The 20,677-nt window shown below is 24.4% G+C and carries 19 protein-coding genes; 8 read left to right on the top strand and 11 right to left on the bottom strand.

Going from position 1 to position 20,677, the window contains the following annotated elements; all coding sequences use genetic code 11:
- Positions 1 to 844 precede the first annotated feature (844 nt).
- The 3 genes from BP997_RS04745 (at position 845) to BP997_RS04735 (ending at position 5,377) form a co-directional block, all read left to right on the top strand.
- Positions 845 to 3,004: a Tex family protein gene (locus tag BP997_RS04745; RefSeq protein ID WP_413826770.1), complete on the top strand. Its 2,160-nt coding sequence runs from the start codon at positions 845 to 847 to the stop codon at positions 3,002 to 3,004.
- Positions 3,005 to 3,092: 88 nt separating this feature from the next.
- On the top strand, positions 3,093 to 4,103 hold the full coding sequence (purE, locus tag BP997_RS04740) for a 5-(carboxyamino)imidazole ribonucleotide mutase (protein ID WP_413826768.1): 1,011 nt from the start codon (positions 3,093 to 3,095) through the stop codon (positions 4,101 to 4,103).
- An 11-nt stretch (positions 4,104 to 4,114) separates the two neighbouring features.
- Entirely contained in the window at positions 4,115 to 5,377 is a 1,263-nt protein-coding gene (locus tag BP997_RS04735) for a UbiD family decarboxylase (protein ID WP_413825384.1), read from the top strand.
- Between the two features lie 59 nt (positions 5,378 to 5,436).
- On the opposite strand, the gene amrS is transcribed toward BP997_RS04735, so the two are convergent.
- From amrS to BP997_RS04690, 9 genes are all read right to left on the bottom strand, one after another.
- On the bottom strand, positions 5,437 to 6,444 hold the full coding sequence (gene amrS, locus BP997_RS04730) for an AmmeMemoRadiSam system radical SAM enzyme (protein WP_413825387.1): 1,008 nt from the start codon (positions 6,442 to 6,444) through the stop codon (positions 5,437 to 5,439).
- Between the two features lie 13 nt (positions 6,445 to 6,457).
- Positions 6,458 to 7,465, bottom strand: a complete 1,008-nt coding sequence (gene thiL / locus BP997_RS04725) for a thiamine-phosphate kinase (RefSeq protein ID WP_413825390.1) — start codon at positions 7,463 to 7,465, stop codon at positions 6,458 to 6,460.
- A 227-nt stretch (positions 7,466 to 7,692) separates the two neighbouring features.
- Entirely contained in the window at positions 7,693 to 8,163 is a 471-nt protein-coding gene (gene cfbA, locus BP997_RS04720; RefSeq protein WP_413825393.1) for a sirohydrochlorin nickelochelatase, read from the bottom strand.
- Positions 8,153 to 9,100, bottom strand: a complete 948-nt coding sequence (gene cfbA / locus BP997_RS04715; RefSeq protein ID WP_413825395.1) for a sirohydrochlorin nickelochelatase — start codon at positions 9,098 to 9,100, stop codon at positions 8,153 to 8,155. The genes cfbA (BP997_RS04720) and cfbA (BP997_RS04715) overlap by 11 nt, the downstream gene beginning before the upstream one ends.
- Positions 9,072 to 9,470, bottom strand: coding sequence for a Zn-ribbon domain-containing OB-fold protein (locus tag BP997_RS04710; RefSeq protein ID WP_413825397.1), 399 nt, complete (start codon positions 9,468 to 9,470; stop codon positions 9,072 to 9,074). Before BP997_RS04710 ends, cfbA (BP997_RS04715) begins: the two co-directional genes overlap by 29 nt.
- 169 nt (positions 9,471 to 9,639) lie before the next feature.
- Positions 9,640 to 10,950, bottom strand: a complete 1,311-nt coding sequence (locus BP997_RS04705) for a magnesium transporter (protein WP_413828945.1) — start codon at positions 10,948 to 10,950, stop codon at positions 9,640 to 9,642.
- Positions 10,951 to 10,999: 49 nt separating this feature from the next.
- Positions 11,000 to 11,578 carry a potassium channel family protein gene (locus BP997_RS04700; protein WP_409198273.1) on the bottom strand — a complete coding sequence of 193 codons (579 nt, stop codon included), beginning with the start codon at positions 11,576 to 11,578 and terminating at the stop codon, positions 11,000 to 11,002.
- Between the two features lie 25 nt (positions 11,579 to 11,603).
- Positions 11,604 to 12,671: a precorrin-3B C(17)-methyltransferase gene (cobJ, locus tag BP997_RS04695; protein ID WP_413828943.1), complete on the bottom strand. Its 1,068-nt coding sequence runs from the start codon at positions 12,669 to 12,671 to the stop codon at positions 11,604 to 11,606.
- A gap of 24 nt (positions 12,672 to 12,695) precedes the next feature.
- Positions 12,696 to 13,214 carry a hypothetical protein gene (locus BP997_RS04690; RefSeq protein ID WP_409198275.1) on the bottom strand — a complete coding sequence of 173 codons (519 nt, stop codon included), beginning with the start codon at positions 13,212 to 13,214 and terminating at the stop codon, positions 12,696 to 12,698.
- A gap of 236 nt (positions 13,215 to 13,450) precedes the next feature.
- Between BP997_RS04690 and BP997_RS04685 the strand changes: the two genes are divergently transcribed.
- The 3 genes from BP997_RS04685 (at position 13,451) to BP997_RS04675 (ending at position 16,073) form a co-directional block, all read left to right on the top strand.
- Positions 13,451 to 15,112, top strand: a complete 1,662-nt coding sequence (locus BP997_RS04685; protein ID WP_413825400.1) for a DNA-directed DNA polymerase II small subunit — start codon at positions 13,451 to 13,453, stop codon at positions 15,110 to 15,112.
- Positions 15,113 to 15,136: 24 nt separating this feature from the next.
- Positions 15,137 to 15,715, top strand: coding sequence for a class II aldolase/adducin family protein (locus tag BP997_RS04680; protein WP_409198277.1), 579 nt, complete (start codon positions 15,137 to 15,139; stop codon positions 15,713 to 15,715).
- A 97-nt stretch (positions 15,716 to 15,812) separates the two neighbouring features.
- Positions 15,813 to 16,073 carry a UPF0147 family protein gene (locus BP997_RS04675; RefSeq protein ID WP_409198278.1) on the top strand — a complete coding sequence of 87 codons (261 nt, stop codon included), beginning with the start codon at positions 15,813 to 15,815 and terminating at the stop codon, positions 16,071 to 16,073.
- Between the two features lie 35 nt (positions 16,074 to 16,108).
- Here BP997_RS04675 and BP997_RS04670 read toward each other — a convergent pair whose 3' ends face one another.
- Complete coding sequence (locus tag BP997_RS04670) at positions 16,109 to 17,113, bottom strand: cobalt-precorrin 5A hydrolase (RefSeq protein ID WP_413828941.1); 1,005 nt, start codon at positions 17,111 to 17,113, stop codon at positions 16,109 to 16,111.
- 24 nt (positions 17,114 to 17,137) lie between these two features.
- A complete protein-coding gene (locus tag BP997_RS04665) occupies positions 17,138 to 18,235 on the bottom strand; it encodes a cobalamin biosynthesis protein (RefSeq protein ID WP_413828939.1) in 1,098 nt (365 codons plus the stop codon).
- Between the two features lie 63 nt (positions 18,236 to 18,298).
- On the opposite strand from BP997_RS04665, the gene BP997_RS04660 reads away from it, so the two are divergent.
- Positions 18,299 to 18,814 (top strand): DUF2299 domain-containing protein, encoded by a 516-nt coding sequence (locus BP997_RS04660; protein WP_413828937.1) that lies wholly within the window; start codon positions 18,299 to 18,301, stop codon positions 18,812 to 18,814.
- A 709-nt stretch (positions 18,815 to 19,523) separates the two neighbouring features.
- A complete protein-coding gene (locus tag BP997_RS04655) occupies positions 19,524 to 20,675 on the top strand; it encodes a Cdc6/Cdc18 family protein (RefSeq protein WP_409198282.1) in 1,152 nt (383 codons plus the stop codon).
- Positions 20,676 to 20,677: the final 2 nt, after the last annotated feature.

Below are 20,677 nucleotides of genomic sequence, written 5' to 3'. Positions count from 1 at the left end.
AATTTAAAAAGTTTATTATAGATTAGATAATTTTTAAAAAAATATTTCTTAAAAAAAATCTGTTCGATGAATTCCGAAAGTTATATAAAGTATAAATTAAAATATATAATTAAGGTAATTTAATATAAAATAATGAAGATTATGCTTTAAAATTTTAAACATTATTCAAGAAAATAAATTTAAATAAAAATTTTATTAAAAAAATTTTATTTATATAATATAAAACTATAAAAGATTATAAAATTTTCTAATATATAAGTGGGGAATAAAAATTATAACCTTAACAAAAGATAAAGAAGAAAAATTAAAATATTATATCAATGAAAATTTCCCTGAAATTAATTTTGAATATCAAATTGATGATAAAAAAATTTATATTATATCTAATAAATTGATATATCAATTAGAAATTAGTGAAAATCATATTAATGATTTAGAAGTGATTTTAAATGGTGATTTTAAAGGAATAATATCTACTAAAGGCTATTATGCATTAGTTTACTTATTGGATTCTTAATAACTTTTTATTACTTATCATTGATTTTAATATGAAATTAAATTTTATAATAATTTTAACTTATTTTTATGGATTTTTAATCATTAATTTTTTTACTGTATGTTTATACTAAAAAGTTTAAATAATTATCAAAAATATTTTTTTATATATAAAAATATATTGTAAAAAAATTTGGAATTTATAATTAAAATAATAAACTATAAGGATACTTTTTTTAAATAAATATTATTAATCAAACTAATTTTTATTAATTATAAAAATATGAAATGATAAAAATATATAATATAAATTTTAGTATATTACTTTTTATTAGGAGATAATTATTATATGATTGCTGAAACATTATCTGAAGAATTAAATATTAAAAATTGGCAAAGTAATGCGGTTATAAACCTCATTGATGATGGGAATAGTATTCCTTTTATAGCTAGATATCGTAAAGAAGTAACAGGCTCATTAGACGATGAAACTTTGAGAAATTTTAATGAAAGATTAGAATATTTACGTAACTTAGAATCTAAAAAAGAAAAAATAATTAAAGTTATTGATGAACAAGGAAAGTTAACAGAAGAATTGGCTAAAACAATCACCAATGCTAAAACTTTAGTCGAATTAGATGATATTTATCGTCCATATAAACCTAAAAGAAGAACTAGAGCAACAATAGCTAAAGAAAAAGGACTTGAACCGTTAGCTGATACAATTTTAAAACAGGAAATAGATGTTCCAGTTGATAAAATAGCTATGAATTATTTATCTGAAGAATTAAATGTTAAAACAACAGAGGATGCTATAAATGGGGCTAAAGATATTATTGCTGAAAAAATTTCAGACAATGCCCAATTTAGATCTTTAATTCGTCAAGTTAGTTTTGAGGATGGGGAATTAGAAATTAATGCTAAAGATAAAGATGTTGAATCTGAATATGAAATGTATTATAATTATAATGAACCTTTAGATAAAATTGCAAATCATAGAATTTTAGCTATCAACCGAGGAGAAAATGAAAAAGTTCTTAAAATAAAAATAAAAACACCAGAAGAAGATATTTTTAGTTATTTAAAAAGACATGTCTTATTAAATAAAAGTGAAAAAATCACTCAACCAGAATATAATAAATATACTGAGAAAATTTTAGAGGAAAGTATTTTAGATTCTTATAAAAGATTAATTGCTTCAGCAATTGAAAGAGAAATAAGGAATGAATTAATAGAAAGAGCAGAAGAAAGTTCTATTAAAGTTTTTTCAGAAAATTTAGAACAATTATTAATGCAAAATCCAATTATTGGAAAAACTGTTTTAGGTTGGGATCCAGGATTTAGAACAGGATGTAAATTAGCAGTAGTTGATAAAACAGGTAAAGCATTAGATACCTGTGTTGTTTTTCCAACTGAACCTAAAAATAAAATAGTAGAAACAAAAAGTATTGTAAAAGATTTAATTAAAAAGTATGATATTGATTTAATTGCATTAGGAAATGGTACCGCCTCTAGAGAATCTGAAATTGTAATTACTCAATTAATTCAAGAGATAAACAAAGATGTGCAGTATGTTATTGTTAGTGAAGCAGGAGCTTCTGTTTATTCTGCCAGTAAATTAGCTACTGAAGAGTTTCCAGAATATGATGTTGGAGAAAGAAGTGCAATCTCTATTGCTAGACGTTTACAAGACCCATTGTCTGAATTAGTTAAAATTGATCCAAAATCAATTGGTGTTGGGCAATATCAACATGATATGAATCAAAAAAAATTAAGTGACTCTTTAAATTTTGTAGTTGATAAATCTGTGAATAATGTTGGTGTTGATTTAAATACAGCTTCTGTTTCTCTTTTAAAACATGTGTCAGGTATTAGTAAATCTGTTGCAAAGAATATTGTGAAGTATAGGGAAGAGAATGGAATTTTTAGTAATAGAAAGGAACTTTTAAATGTTCCAGGTCTTGGTCCCAAAGCTTATGAACAATGCGCAGGATTTTTAAAAGTTATTAATAGTGAAAATCCATTAGATAGCACAAGTGTTCATCCTGAATCTTATAAAGCAACTAAAAATTTATTAAAATATTTAGGATACTCTTTAAATGATATTGGTTCAAAAAATCTTGATTTAAATGATTTAAACTATGAAGAACTTTCTGAAAAATTAAATATTGGAAATATTACATTAATAGATATTGTTAAAGAACTTAAAAAACCAGGAAGAGATCCTAGAGAAGAAATGCCCAAACCTATTCTTAGAAGTGATGTTTTAGAATTAGAAAACTTAGAAGAAGGTATGATATTGCAAGGAACTGTTAGAAATATTGTTGACTTTGGAGCTTTTGTAGATATAGGTGTTCATCAAGACGGATTAGTTCATATTTCTGAATTAGTTGAAAATAAATTTGTAAATCATCCATTAGATATTGTAAGTGTTGGGGATATTGTAGATGTTAGAGTATTGAATGTTGATTTAGATAGAAAACGAATTCAATTATCTATGATTATTTAAACAAATTATTATTTTAAATTTGTAAAATTCAACATTAATAAATAATAAATTAAATAAATAATAAATTAATATTTTAAAGGTGGAATAGATGACTCCAAAAGTAATGATAATTTTAGGTAGTGCATCAGATATTAAAATAGCTGAAAAAAGCACAAGCGTTTTAGAAAAATTAAAAATACCTTATAGTGTAAAAGTAGCATCAGCTCATAGAACACATGATAAAGTTAAAGAATTAGTAGTGGATGCAACCAATAAAGGTGTTGAAGTATTTATTGGAATTGCAGGATTAGCAGCTCATTTACCTGGAGCTATTGCTGCATATACTTATAAACCTGTTATTGGTGTACCTGTTAATGCTAAATTAGGTGGTTTAGATGCGTTATATGCTTGCAGCCAAATGCCTTTTCCAGCTCCTGTAGCTACTGTTGGGATTGATAGAGGAGATAATGGTGCTATACTTGCAGGGCAAATTATTGCTACACATGATAATGAAGTTAAAGAAAATATATCTAAATTAAGATTAGCATATCAGGAAAAAGTTCGAATAGGAGAAAAGGAAGTTTTAAGTAAACTTAATGGAGATTATATAGATAAAGAATTTTTAGCTAATCAAGAAAATAAACATGCTACAAGTAATGTTGAAAAATTAAATGATGCTCCCCTTATTTCTATAATTGCTGGAAGTTATACTGACTTAAAAACTGCAAAAAAAGTTACTAGTGTATTGGATAGAATGGGTATTAGTTATGATTTAGCTATTATTTCTCCAATTAGATATGCTGATAAGTTTGAAGATTATATGAAAAAAATGGAAAATGTTAAATTATTTATTGCTGTTAGTGGACTTTCTGCTCTTGTCACAGGATCAATAGTTGCTTTAAGTGAAAAACCAGTGATTGGTGTTCCTTGTTCTAATAACGATGATGTTCATGATGCTTTATTTACTATGGTCCAAATGCCGCCTGGTGTTCCTGTTGGTACTGTAGGTACAGATAATGGTAGAAATGCAGCAATTTTAGCTGGAGAAATTTTAGGAATATCTAATGAGAAAATTAAAGAAAATTTAAAATGGATTAAATATAAAAATGCAGAATTATAGGAATTGATTCAATGAACTCAGAAAAAGATGTGGTTATAAAAATTGATAAAGAAATTAGTGCTAAATATGAAGCTGGAAAAATTTTAAGAGAACATCCTAAAGATACCGTATTATTATCAAATATTAAAGGTTATGAAATTCCAATCGTTTCTGGAATATGTAATACCAGAGAAAAAATTGCCCAATCTATTAATTGTAAAGTTGAAAATATTACTGAAAAAATTATTGAAGCTAGTGAAAATCCAATAAAAATATCAAATTTTAAAAATTTAGATGAATATGCATCTATTAAAGCAGATTTAAGTAAATTACCAATATTAACTCACTATAAAAATGATGGTGGTGCTTATATTACTGCAGGTGTTGTTATTGCAAAAGATCCTGAAACAGGAGTTCAAAATGCTTCAATTCATAGAATGTTAGTCCTTAGTAATAATAAATTAGCTATACGAATTGTTCCAAGAAATTTATTTACTTACTTTAAAAAAGCAGAAAAATTAGGGAAAGATTTAAATATTGCAATAGCTATAGGAATGGACCCTGCAGTTCTTCTTGCTTCAACAACTGGACCCTCAATTGAGCAAGATGAAATGGAAATTGCTAATGCATTTAAAGATGGGGATTTAAGTTTAGTTAAATGTGAAGAATCTGATTTAAATGTTCCAGATGCAGATATTATTTTAGAAGGTAAAATTTCAATAAAAGATAAAGTTAAAGAAGGTCCTTTTGTTGATTTAACTGATACTTATGATGTTATTAGAGATCAACCAGTCATTTCCCTTTCAAAAATGCATATAAAGAAAGATAATCCTATGTATCATGCTATTTTACCTGCAGGTTTTGAACATAAATTATTACAAGGCCTCCCACAAGAACCTAGAATATTTAAAGCAATAAAAAATATGTTACCTACAGTGAAAAATGTTGTTTTAACTGAAGGCGGTTGTTGTTGGCTACATGCAGTTGTATCTATTAAGAAACAAACACAAGGTGATGCAAAAAATGTAATTATGGCTGCATTATCTGCACATCCTTCCCTTAAACATGTGGTTATTGTTGATGAAGATATAAATATATTTGATCCTCAAGATGTTGAGTATGCTATTGCAACTAGAGTCAAAGGTGATGATGACATAATTATTATCCCTAAAGCTAGAGGTTCATCTTTAGATCCTGTAGCATTACCTGATGGAACAACTACTAAAATTGGTGTTGATGCCACAAAAATTCTTGGAAAAGAAGAAAAATTTGAAAGAGTTAGTTTAAGTGAATAAAATATTATCTCTTAAACTTTTTTAATTATAACATCATCAAAAAATTATAAAATCAATATTTACTGTAAAACAAAATTTAAATCATAATTACAATTTAAACATTTTTTATCTTTTATTTTATTCAAATTTTCTATGAAATAACCATTACGTTTTATTAAAAGTTCACCACAATTTGGACAATATGTATTTTGATTTTGGGGTATATTACCAATATACACATATTCTAACCCCTTTTTTTTAGCTATTTCTTTTGCTTTAATTAAACTTTTAATAGGTGTTGGTTTAATATTTTTCATTTTATAATAAGGGAAAAATCTTGAAAAGTGAATTGGTACTTCTTTACCTAATTCATTAATTATAAAATCTGTTAAATCATTTAACATTTCATCTGAATCATTGTAATTAGGGATAATTAAATTTGTTATTTCTATATGGTTACCATTTTTATAAATTTTTTTTATATTATCTAATATTGGATCTAATTTTGCATTACATACGTTTTTATAGAATTCATTGCTCATTGACTTTAAATCTACATTAAAAGCATCAATATATGGCAATATATAATTCAATGCTTCATCACTCATAAAACCATTTGTGATAAAGATATTTTTTAAATTAAAATTTTTAGAAAATTGAGCAGTATCTTGAGCATATTGTAACTGTAAAGTAGGTTCATTATAAGTCCAAGCAATTGATGGGCAATGATAATCAACTGCAATTTCAGCAAGGTCTTTTGGTGAAATATCATTTCCCATGAAATTTTCACCATTATTTTGTGAAAGAGTATAGTTCTGACAGTTCATACATGACATATTACATGAAAAGTTTCCAACAGAAAAAGAATTTGAACCAGGTAAAAAATGATACAATGGTTTTTTTTCTATTGGATCTATATTATATGAAGATATTTCCCCATAATTTAAAGTATATAAATTACCTTTAATATTTTTTTGAGTTTTACAAAAACCATAACAATTTTCTTTAATTTTACACATTCTAAAACATAAACAACATTGAACATTATTATCTAATAATTTTTTATAAAATAAAGACTCTTTTTTCATAACCTATATCTCCTTATTTTAAATGTTCGTAACCCTTTCTAGATAATGTTTCAACATCCCCATTTGAATAAACAATTTCTATTTTATTTAAATCATTTATTTCACCAATAACATAGAAATCCATCAATTTAGATAAATCATCAACTAAACTTTTATCAAATGTAAATAATAATTCAAAATCTTCACCGACATTGAAAAATAATTTTAAAGGATTTTGATTAATTTTATTAGCTAATTTAATAAAATTTTCATCAATAGGTAATTTAGATTCATAAATTTTTATACCATGATTAGATGTGTGTTTTAAATGATCTGCATCAAATAATTCATATAACTCTTCAGATAATCCATCAGTAATATCTGTAGCAGAACTTGCAAAATCTTTTAATATTTGACCTTCTTGTATTTTAGATCTAGGATTTAATGCTTTAGAAATAGCTAAATTTATCAAATCATCCTCAGTTTTGTTAAATTCGTTTAAAAGTTCAAATCCTAAAGCAGCTAATCCTAATTTACCTGAAATTGCAACTAAATCTCCATTTTTAAATCCGGATTTTAACAATTGTTTATTTTTATTAACTTTTCCTAAAGCAGTGCCTGAAAGTATAATTTCATCTGATTCATTAGTATCACCACCAATTAAAGGAAGATTATAATAGTTACATGCGGAAATTACACCATCAACTATTTCATCAAAATCAGACAATTTTAACATTTTTGGAATGGCCATGCTTAATAAAAATCCTATAGGTTCTCCACCCATTGCAGCAATATCACTAACATTAACGGTTACTACTTTAAATCCCATTTGAAAATGTGACATTTGTTTTGGGAAATGGCGAGATTGAATTTGCATGTCTGATGTTGCTATCAAATGATTAGTATTAATATTTAATACTGCCGCATCATCCCCTAAATAATTTTTAAAAGTTAAATTAGAATTCATATTATTTTTATTTATAATACGATTAATTAATTCTTTTTCACCAAGGGCTGACACATTTAAAGACTTATATTCCATATTATTATATTTATATTTAAATTAAATAAATTTTATTAAAAAAGAGCAATGAAAAAATTTAAAAAAGTTATATTATATGTAAATTAATATTTTAATAATATAAATTCTTATATTAATTTGTTATAAGAATAAGGAGTTTTATGGATTAAAATAAGTTAAATATTAAAAAATAGTATGAATTAAATAAAAAAAATATTTCTAAAAAAAGTAAAAAGAATTGAATAGACTTAATTATGTAATGCTTCATCTACTCTTTTTTGAATAATTTTTACAATTAAAGGATCCGCTCCTAAAGGATCAGTGAAAATAATTTCCCCATTAAAATCAACTTTTTCAATATCATGTTTATGATGATTATGTGTGTGATTATGAGGATGTTCATCTATTTCATTGTTATTATTATCCAATTCTAAATTTTCATCTACTAAACCTAATATTTTAGGAATATCCCTTTTAGTATGTAATCCATGTGCAATAAAAACTGGAACTACAATTATTCGTTGAATATTAGTATTATTAGTTAAATTAGCTACTGCTTGAGGAATATCTGGCTTTCGCATTTCCATAAAACCAATTTCAACTTTATTATTAGTAGTTTTCCGATACATATCTGCTAATTCATTAATTACTTCTTCCCCATGATTTAATCTACTCCCATGAGATAATAATAAAATTCCAGTTTCAATATCAGAGTTCATTTTCAACCTTCTTTTTTAATATATCTATAAGTACATCATCAGAACCTATTGGTTCAGGATATAAAACTTCACCATCAAAATTTATTTTATTTAAATCATGATGATGATTATGTGAATGATTATGTTCATGATCATGATGATTTTCTAGTAAACCTAAAATTGTTGGTATATCATGAGTAGTGTGCATTCCAGGAGCAATAAATATAGGAACAACCACTAATCTATCAATAGTATTATTTAATAATAATTTATTAATTGATGTTGGAATATCAGGTTCTACAAGTTCCATGAAACCAAAAGTATTTGGATACTCTGTTGATTCATTGAATTGTTTATGAACTTCTGTAATAAATTCTTTATTATATTTTAATCTACTTCCGTGACTAACTAATAATATTCCTGTTTTTGAATTTTTATCTAATTTTGAATTAGATAATGCATCATTTATTCTATTATTAATAATAATTTGAAGAGATTCATCAGGACCTATTGGTTGTAATAAAGTAATTTCACCATCAAAGTTTATACTTTCTAAATCATGTAAATAATGACCTTCTGGATAATTACCATCAGGACATCTTGGATCTTTTTCTAATGGATTTAAACCTAAAATAGTAGGAATATCAATTTTAGTATGTATTCCTGGAGCTAAAAAAACGGGTACTGCAATAATATTTGTCAAATTTGGGTTTCTTTCTATTAAATTATTAATAGCTTGAGGAAGTGAAGGTTTAGCTACCTTCATGTACCCTACTTCAGCATCAAATCCTGAAACTTGTTTATATTTATTACATATTTCTGTAAAAACTTGTTCAGAATAAGGTAAAGTACTTCCATGACTTATTAATAAAATAGCAGTGTTATTTTTTGCTTTTTTATTTACTTTTTTTAATGTTTTAGAATCTAAATTATTTTGAAGGTTTGAACTTGAATCCATAAGAAATTACTCCGTCATGTCCATCTTCACGTATTTTTCTAAATACCATTTCAACGGAATCGCCAATTTTTAATTTATCAACGTCACAATCTACTAATTGGGCTGTTAATTTTGCTCCTTCTTCTAATTCTATTATAGCTACAGCATAAGGAGATAATTTTTTAAAATCATCTGTAGGTGTTCTAACTACAGAGAAACTATATATTTTTCCTTTTCCTGAAAATTTAAAACTTTCTATTTTTCCTTTTCTTCTGCAATCGGGACAGATTACTCTTGATGGAAAGAATACTCTACCACAATTCATACATTTAGATCCAACAAGATTATATCTTTGTTGAATATGACGCCATGTTCTAACAGTATCAGACATTTAATTCCTCCAATATTATAATTTTAAATTTTTAATTAATTATATTAATTTTATTATCTATTTTCTATTAAATTAATATAACTATTTTTATTAAAAAATTTAAAAAAAGTAAGTAATACTTTTTATATTTTTATTGTTACATTATAGATTTAATTTAATATTATATAAATTATATTGTAAATAAACCTAAAATTAGCATTGATGCAACAATTAACATTAAAGTAGAAATTGAATCAGTGATACTAGTAGATAATGGAATAACAATATTATCAGGATCTAAACCTTTTCTATAAGATATTGTGGATATATTGAATACTACAGCTATCATTATAAAAATCATCGCCATACCAGCTAAAAAACTAATTGTAGCAATATTTAAAAAACCAACCCCATTAATTCCAAGAATTAATGAAGAAGAATCAGCTAAAATTCCAATAACAGGATATATAATAATAGCTAAAATAAGAATAATACCAAAATTTTTTAAAGCATTAGCCCCAGGCTTACGTGAAGGTTCTATTAAACCTAAATGTAATCCTGAAGACAATCTTGCTCCTAAAATACTGACTAAATTACCACTTTCACCGGAAAATAAAGGAACTAAAGTTAATAAACTTGGATTAGATAATAAAGTTTCTGCTGAACTATTTAAAATACCACCAGAAATACTACCTAAAATAGAACAAATAAATAAAACTGGTGTTGATTGTTTAACAATTGTTCCTACTTTATCATTTGATTTAAATCCATAACAAATTCCAATAATAGCAATTATTACAGCCAATATAGCAATTATATTTCTTAAAACAGTTATATTATGAAAACTAGATAATAAAAGAACTGATAGTATTATAGATGGTAAAGTAAAAAGATCACCAAAAGCAGCAATTAATGGAGTAGTAATATTATCTGGATCCCAACCATGTTGAAAACTTTTTAATGAAATTAACATTGAAAGAGGAAGCATAATAACACTAGATATAAGACCTGCAAAGAATGATATTAATATAAAATCAAAAATTGACATACTAGGTAAATTAAAAATTACACATAATATCTTTGTAATAAATGCTAAACATATAGATAATGTCATTGTTAATATCATAGAAGATATTATATTTTGACTTAAAATTTTAGATTTTTCAATTTTAGGAGGTAACATACCAATGTTTAAATCAGTGCCTAATCTTGAACCAAATGATCCAAAAATATTACCTCTCATACCAATAGCTCCTGGAACTAAAGTTAATAAACCTGGCCAAGCCGCTAAGTAAGAAGTCATGTTTCCTAAAATTAAACCAGCGCATAAATCTCCAATAGCACATATTATTAATGCTAATAAACTTTGTTTAATTATAGAGTAAGAAAATTTAAAAAAATTATTATCTTTAATTACATTTTGATTTATAAAATGCGGAGTAGATTTTGTTAAATTGGTGATAGATTGACGTATCTTCATCAATAGACTTATTTTCTTCACCAATATCACCTACATACATTTTATCACTTTTTAATTTAAAAAATTAGTTTTATATTTCATCTAATGTTATTTCATTCTTAGCTAGTTTATTTAAAATATCATAACCTGCTTCTGTACCTTTAACTATAAGGACATCTCCTTCTAATATAATTGTATCCTTATTTGGACCATATATCCAAGTTAAATCTCTCCTAATAGATATAACTCGCATACCGGTGCGATTTGATAACAATATATTACCTAATGATTTATTTATTAAATCTGAACCAGATTCTATTTTCATCCTATAAATATTTGTTTCAGAATCTTCCATAACCATTTTAAATACTGGATGAGGTTCAAATCCTTTAATAGATAAATCAGCTAAATCTTTAGCCGCATTACCTATTGTTTCAGCAGCTTCAGCTACTTCTAATAAAACGGTTAATTTTTCCGCATCTTCAACAGAACGAGAAGCTAATAATGATTGTTTTTTAATTTCATAATTTAAACTATTAACCCTATCTTCAAGATTTAATACTTCTTCAGCAGCTTCTTTATTTTGAAAAAGAACAGAAGAATAAGCTAAATCAACCATAAGTTCCGACAGATTTTTCATTTCTATTAATATATCTTTAACACTAGACATTAAATATCCCCAACATATAATTATATTATAATTTCTTTGTTTTTAAAACACAATGACGACGAAGTTTTAATAATTCTTTCTTTTTACGATTTAAATCATCAACATCATTTACAATATCATTAAATTTTTTCTTAACACAATCAATTGCATCCTTCTCATGAATCCATGTACAGTCTTCACAACTCCAAATATTCTTACCTTTAATCCACTTACCACCAGTAGATCCATCACCACATGGATAAAAAGGACAATAACAAAAATCACAATTTTGACCATAATAATGACAAGGATAATATTCACATTCTAAATTTGGACCAACAGGTGTATTAGATTTAAAAAAATTATCATAAAAATTCCTAGATGAGGGATGAATATCATTTTTAATAGCATAACCTCTTGGAGTTACCATATACCCATCAGATAAATATGTTAATTTATTTCCAACAATTAAACAAGAAAACATGTTAATATCTTCTTCGTCTAGATTAATTAATTTAACAATTTTGGTCTTAGAGGGATAAGATGTACTATCAACAATCCCTACTAAAGTATTAGATCCACGAATATCTAGTAAAATTTTTTTAAATAATCTAAATGGTTCTTTACGAGATTTACTAATTGGATTATAAACTGCTATAATAAAATTTCCTTTTGCAGCATGCTCAATTTTATTTTGTATTTCAGATAATGGTGTTAAAAGATTACTTAAACTTATAGTAGCAAAATCATGTAAAGGAGCACCTAAAAGATCTGCAGAATAATTTAAAGCAGATACCCCTGGATAAACCCTAACATCTATATCCTCATATTTCCCAATTAATTGAAATATAAGATTAGCCATCCCATAAACTCCAGGATCACCTGAGCTTATTATAGCTACATTATTTCCTTCTAAGGTTTTTGAAATAGCTAGTTCTCCCCTAGCGACTTCATCCCCCATTCCTTTCTTTATAATTTCTTTTCCATCAATAAGGTCATTTATAGAATCTATATATTTTTTATAACCAATAATAACATTAGATTCTTTTAAAGCTTTAATAGCATTTAAAGTTATATCTCCTTTACTTGAACCAATACCTATAATATTTAACATGTTAATAAACCTCTATCATGAAAATTAAGAAGTTGTATTAGTCTCATTTTCATATAATTTTAAAATACTAGTAACTTTAATTGAATTTGTATCTACGACAACTCCTTTACTTGTTGCATTTGCTTGTGCAGTAGCAATTAATTTATAAGTCGGAGCTGTGCTTATTACTGTTTGGTTTGTAGAATTAGATGCAGCATAACCTACAGTGGTTATAGTAATATTTATTAAACCTGTATCATCAGTACTTTGTTGTGTGGTAGCTGTCATATTAGGAACACTAGCACCATCCACATTAGCAAGATTTGCTATCACCATAGCCGTGTCAACCTTATTAGTGATGTTTACTGAACTTGGATCTTTTATAACAATATTTGTAATACTATGAGGATTTATAAATCCTGTTATGGTATTAACTTGTAAATCTATTAAACCCTTAACATTTGGAGCTTCAGAAGTTACAATAGTATATGAACTAAATAATCCAATTTCAAAAAAACCTAAGAAAAGAATTATTATTAGTAAAATTCTAAGTGGTCTTGACATTTTATCACTACATTCTCTTTTAATTTAAAAATTAATATTTAAAATATTTTATAATAAAAATATAATAATAAATTATTTAGTATTATATCTAATATAATTTACTATTAATTTTATACATAATTGAAATTTTTATTAATGAAAAAAAATAAAGAAATAATAAGATATTTTTCTATTAAAACATTAAAATAAAAAATAAAAAATTTATATTAATATAAAAAAGGATTAATTAGATTTATATGAATGATATAATACTAAAATTTGCAAAAAAGGGAATTAATTTATCACCAGATGCTTATAAAAAAATTATTAGTACTGAAGATCCTAATGATTTTTCTACATCATTAATTTTAAAATTAAAGACTAAAAATTATTCTAAAAATGATTTCATATCATTAAAAGGAGATATAGTTAATCATTATATAAAAGAACTAGGGATAAAAACAAAAAATGAAAATAAAAAAGAAATTAACAATTTAAATTCTTTAGATAATTTTAACAAAGAACAACCAAAAAACAACACCATAACAAAAGAACAACCAAAAAACAACACCATAACAAAAGAACAACCAAAAAATAAAGAAAATTTAATAAATGATGAAATAAGCAATAAAAATTTAATTAAAATTAATGATAAAGAAGTTAGCCCAGAATTTAAACGTAATTTAACAAAACCTAATGTTAATTATGATAATTTTGAAATCTTAAAAGATCTTACAAACCAATCTTATACTAGTGGAGAATTAAATAATTTAGTTACTTATTTTAACAATAGATACCAAAAATTGAGTAAAATTATTGAAAAACACCCTGAAATGAAAACACACCAAAAGATTAGTGAAATTGGAGAAGGACAGACAGATTTAAATTTAATTTTAATGGTAAATAACGTAAGAACAACTAAAAATGGCCATAATTTAGTAGATTTTGAGGATGATACTGGAAATTTAAATGTTTTATTTAGCAATAAAAATGAATCAGTTTTTAAACAATCTGAAAAACTTGTTCGAGATGAAGTAGTTGGTATTACAGCAGACAAACGTGGAGATTTAGCAATTGGTAATAATATTATCTTTCCAGGAGTCCCAAGAATGCCAAACACAAATTCAAAATGTGGAATTGTTTTCACTTCAGATATACACATAGGCAGTATTACATTTCTTGAAGATGCATTTGTAAAATTTATTAAATGGATTAATGGAGATTTTGGTAATGAAGAACAAAGAGAAATTGCCAATAATGTTAAATATATGACTGTTGATGGAGATATAGTTGATGGAATTGGTGTTTATCCAAATCAAGAAAAAGAATTAGCTATTAAAGATATTACAGAACAATATGATGAAGCTGCAAGATTATTAGGTGATATTAGAAGTGATATTAAAATAATTATAGGTCCTGGTAACCACGATGCTTCAAGATTAGCAGAACCTCAACCTGCTGTCCCTGAAAAATATGCTAAATCACTTTATAAATTAAATAATATAGAATTTATAAGTAACCCTGGTTATGTAAACCTAGATGGTACAAAAGTCTTAATGTATCATGGTAGAGGTATTGATGATTTTGCAATCGGTGTAAAAGACTATTCTCATGAAAGAAATGATTTGATTATGGAAGAATTCTTAAATATAAGACACTTAGCTCCTATTTATGGTGAAAGAACACCATTAGCTTCCGAATTAGAGGATCATTTAGTAATTGATGAAGTGCCTAATGTGTTACATACAGGACATGTTCATATAAATACTTATAAGAATTATAAAGGAATTCATTTAATTAATTCAGGTACTTTTCAGACACAAACTGAATTCCAAAAAATTTATAATATTGTACCTACACCTGCACAAGTACCTATTTTAGATAATGGAGAATATAAACAACTTAAATTTATTGATTAAATTAAAATCGGAAGGAAAAATACAATGCAAAAAGAAATTAATTCTATAATAAACATTTCAAATAAACTTTTTAATAGACATTTAGTTACTGGAAAAGCTGGTAATGTGAGTGTAAAATTTAAAAATAATGGAAAAATTATCATTGGTATAACACCTACATTAAAATCTCTTAATAATCTTAAATTCAATGATATTGTACTGGTTGATTTAGAAGGTAACATAATATCTAAAGGAAAACCATCTTCTGAGGTCTTTATGCATTTAAATATTTATAAATCTAATAAAAATGTTAATGCTATAGTTCATACTCATTCTCCTTTTGCAACTGGTTTTTCATTTTCTGATAAAAAAATTAAAAGATTAGAAGGTTTTGGAAAAATTGAAAAACCTTATTTAGCCGAAGTAAATTATGAAATTCCGGGGACTATGGATTTAGCTAATAAAGTAGGAGAAGCAATTAAAAATGAAGATGTTTTAATTCTTAAAAATCATGGTGTAATTAGTGTTGGAGAAAATTTAGAAGAAGCTTTTTCATTAGCAGATTTTGTAGAAGAAATAGCTAAAACTCAATTTATTACACATACATTAAATTTAATAAAGTAAAAAAGTAATTATATTTTTAGTAAACATTATATAGTTTATAAAATAATAATATAATATTATAACTATTTTTATAAATTTTTTATGGGAGGAAAATTATATGAGTGATAATCAGGAAACTTTTGATGAAGTTTCAGAAATATTAAAACACATTATGGATAATCCAACAGTTCCACGTAACATTAGAAGAGCTGCAGATGAATCAAATAATAAATTAGCTGATGAAAGTGAAGATCCTACTGTTAAAGCTAGTACTGTTATTATGATTTTAGATGAAATAAGTAACGATCCTAATATACCTGTTCATGCTAGAACATTAATTTGGGAAATATTAAGTAAGTTAGAAACTGTTAAATCATAAAATAAATTATTAATTTTTTTTAAAAATATTTTTTATTATTTTTCATTACTGATAGCTACGGCTATAGTAACACCATTAAATGCTGTTTTTTTATAAATAAGTTTAGAATTTAATCCAGCTTTCATTAAAGCACAGGGTTCGCATACACCATAAGCTCCGATTGTTTTTTCTACAAATTTAGATTTAGTGCAATCTTCAGACTTAAAATTTTTTATATCTTCAGTTTTTATTATAAATAAAGGTAATTTTAATTTTTCTGATGCTAAAATTATCCCTTCTTCATTTTGTTTAACATCAACAGTAGCTAAAGAATCTATTCTATTAATATCAATATTCAATTGAGTGCAGACAGTTTTTATAGCTATTAAAACGTTTTTCATGCTTATATTTTTTTTAGAGCCAATTCCAAAAACCATTTTTTCAGGAATTATTTTTAATATCTTACTTTTATATTTAGCTATTATAGTAGAGTTATTAGAATTATTTTTAATGAGATTTATTTCTTTTTTTGTATGTAAAAATTCTTTTAGGTATTTTTCTTGTTTAATATTAACTAATAAGTCTATTGATTGGTTATTTAATATTGATTTATTAAAAGTTACTATGTCATGTACATTTTCAATTTTCCAAAAATATTTATTAGCTAATGAGTCTATAGATAATTTATTGTTAATATCTGTAGCAGTTGTAATAATTGGTTCTGCATTAATTATTTCTGAAATTATATTTGTTAATTCATTAGCCCCACCTAGATGTCCACTTAATAAGCTTATTACATATTGTCCTTTTTCATCTATGGATAATATTGCAGGATCTTTATCTTTAGATGTTATTTGATTTGCTATAGATCTTATTAAAATTCCAGTTGCCATTATTCCAATTATAGCATCATATTTAAAAAAAATATTATTTATAGTATTTTTTACATTTTTAAAATATATATCAATTTTTATAAATCTAGGATTTTTTATTAAATAATCTTTAATAATATTAGATAATTCTTTCCCATTTTCAGTTATTGATATTATTGCAATTTTCATGTTTTTTAACTTTCCTTATTTTTTTTAAAAAATAAAATTTAATATTAAAAATATTATACTTAAAATTATAGTTGATAAACAGATACTCATTTTTGTTAATTTAACTGAATCATCAATTTTATCAATGCTTAATTTATGATTATTATCTCCAAGAATATAAGTTTCTTTTTTTTCTAATTGAATATCTAAAGCTCCAGCAACCGCTGCCATTGTATAACCTGAATTAGGACTTGGAGTTTTTTTTGAATCTCTTTTAAAAATTTTAAAACTATTTTTACCATTTAATTTTAGAATATATGCAGATAAAACAACCATTATTCCCGCAAAACGTGACGGAATATAATTTAAGATATCATCTAAGTGTGCTGGAAACCACCCTATATTAGCTAAAATTGTTGTTTTATATCCAACCATTGCGTCTAATGTATTAATGACTCTATGAATATTTGCACCTAAAATAGCTAAAAAAATTATATAATAATAATTTAATCCAAAAAATATTCCAATCAAACTAAATAGGAAATAGTAGAATATAGATGAAACATATGAATCTGTAATATTTTCAGTCATTGATTCAATTGAAGCAGATATTATATATTGTTCATTTAGATTAGATGTATCCCTACTTACAAACATTGAAATTGACTTTCTAGCTGTTTTGATATTATCTTTTAAATCTTTCTTAATTTTTAATGATGAATTTATTAACATTTTTATTGAGAAAAATTGGGATAAAAATATTGATGTTAAAATTCCAAATATTACATAATTTATTATAATCCAAAAATTCAATGCAAATAAATTATTTATAAATTTATTACAAAATATTGTTAAGAAAGTAGCTAAAAAAGTTGATAAAAATATATTAATACTATATATTATTATCAAAATTAATGATATTGATATTAATGAAAAAAATGTTAATAAAACTCCAGAAGATCTATTTTTTATATTAATAAAATTATTTTTAAAATATTCTATTATTTTCCCAATTAAAACAACAAAATGATATTTAGATGGTACTTCTTCAATGATTAAGTCAATTAATATGCTTAAAATTAATAAAAAAATTAAGTATATATTATAATTGTTAAATATGAAGTTTATAATTTCATTAAACATTATTTTTATATTATTTATAAATTATATATTAATTTATTTATTAATATAATAGGAAGTTAAATTATGATAGATAAAAATATAGTTCAAAAATGGTTAGTTGATGAAGGAATGTTTAAAAATGAAATTTCTGATGATAAATCTAATTTTCATTTTATAATTAATTATCCTGAAAATCATATTATGGATTTGATTCAGCCATTAGGTAAAGAAGATATGTTACTAATTGGTTGTGCAACTGAAATTGATCCTAGTCAAATTGAAGCAATGAGTAATGCTTCAAGTGAAAGAAAAAGAAATTTTATTTGGGATATTAAATTAACTTTAAATCAATTTTTATTGGATTTTGAATTAGAACATCCTAATGATGTTTTACAACGATTTGTTATTACAGATGAAATATATGAAGATAATTTAAATAAAAATAATTTAATTTTATGTATTAAAAAAGTTTTTAAAGGTAAATTACAATGTATTTGGAAATTAAATAAAGTATTTGGTGAATATAGCTCTAAATCTAATATAAATAATAATAAAAATAATAATTATAATAATAATAATAATAATAATAATTATATATAATTTATTAATTTTTTTGTTTTTAAGAGAGAGACATACTCTTCAAGTGAAAGAGAAAATTGTGTTTATTAAAGATGAAGAGATACATTTCATCTGAAAAATTCATGAAATTTACCTCTCTGTTTTGTTAGTAATATTTCACAAAATTACTAATTTTATTACTTCTTTTGTAAAATTATGAATTATTAAACGTTATTTAAAATTTATTTTACACTTGAAATATATGTCTTTATATTTCGCTTTTTCAAATTTTTATTTTTCACTTGAAATACACCTCTCTCACTTTAATATTAATTTTTTAAAAAAATTAATTTAATATAAATCCTTATTTTTGATTTTAAATCCCTTATTGAAAATTTTTTATTTTTTAGCTATTTGCCTGTTATATCTATTTATACATAATATTACACTTGAAATTTAACTATATAAAAATTATTTTCATTTATTTTTTTTAACATTCATTTAAATAAAAATTATTTTAATTTAATATAACCTTATTTAAAGATTAATTTTAGCTAAAACATTAATTTAATTTGCTTATTATTAATATTCATTTTTAAATATTATAATTTTATTAAATTTTGATTATTTACACTTGTACTTTAACATAAAATTTAAATATAATCATAACAAAAATTAATTTATAAGTTTTACACTTGAAATTATTCTTATTAAATAATTTTTAATTAATTAATTTTTTTATGGCGATTTAATGACAAATATTTTTGATAATTTAGAAGGTGAAGATTCTGTTTTTAAAGACATAAAACCTTTAGATCATAGGTTTTTACCTGAACACTTACCACACAGAAAAGAACAAATTACATCCATAGCTAAATATTGGGTTGAAGCTTTAAATAATGTAGCACCATCTGATATAACTATTTATGGAAAAACTGGAACCGGAAAAACAGCAGCTGCTAAATTCGCAAAAGAACAATTGAAAGAAGCAGCTAAAAATAAAAGTATTTTTGTAAAAGTAGAATATATTCGTTGCACAGATTATACAACTGAATATCAAGTTATTGCTCATTTATGTCAACAATTAGGTAGAGATGTTCCTCATAGAGGATGGACTAAAGCAGAAGTAATTAATACTTTTAGAGATATTTTTAAAACTAATGCTTTTGGTAAAAAACTTATTCTTATTGTCATTCTTGATGAAATTGATATTTTACTTCAAAAAGATGGAGATGGAATACTTTATACATTAACAAGAACTGAAAATGTTTCAGTTTTATCAATTAGTAATTATTTAGATTTTAAAAAATTTATAAAACCTAGAGTTATGAGTAGTTTAAGAGATCGAGAAATTGTATTCCCTCCTTATAATGCTGAACAATTATCCGATATTTTACAAGAAAGATCTAGATTGTCTTTTGATAAAGGAGTTTTAGATGATGATGTTATTCCTTTATGTTCTGCTATGGCTGCTAAAGAAGAAGGGGATGCTAGGTATGCTTTAGATCTTCTTAGAACTGCAGGTGAATTAGCTGATGAAAAAGATTCAGAAATAATTCATGGTAATTTTGTTCGAGAAGCTAAAGATCGGATAGAACATAATAAAATCACAGATATAATAATTACTCTTCCTACTCAACAACAAAGAGTTCTTGAAGCTCTTTTAAATTTAACAAAAGAAAATAAAGAAATAACTTCCGGTAAGTTATATGATGCATATAAATTGGTTTCTAAAGGAGATTCTGTAACTTATAGGAGAATTTTTGATTTTATTAATGAATTAGAAATGCTTGGAATTATTTCAACTAATACTATATCTAGAGGTAGAGGTAAAGGGAGAACTAATATAATTTCATTACAATGTGATACAGATTTATTAGAAAGTACTTTATATTCTTTATAATT

The sequence above is a fragment of the Methanobrevibacter sp. UBA412 genome, assembly GCA_002495685.1.
GTDB lineage: Archaea > Methanobacteriota > Methanobacteria > Methanobacteriales > Methanobacteriaceae > Methanobrevibacter_A > Methanobrevibacter_A acididurans.
The sequence above is the reverse complement of the archived record's forward strand: the minus strand, read 5'-3'. Positions and strand labels throughout refer to the sequence as shown.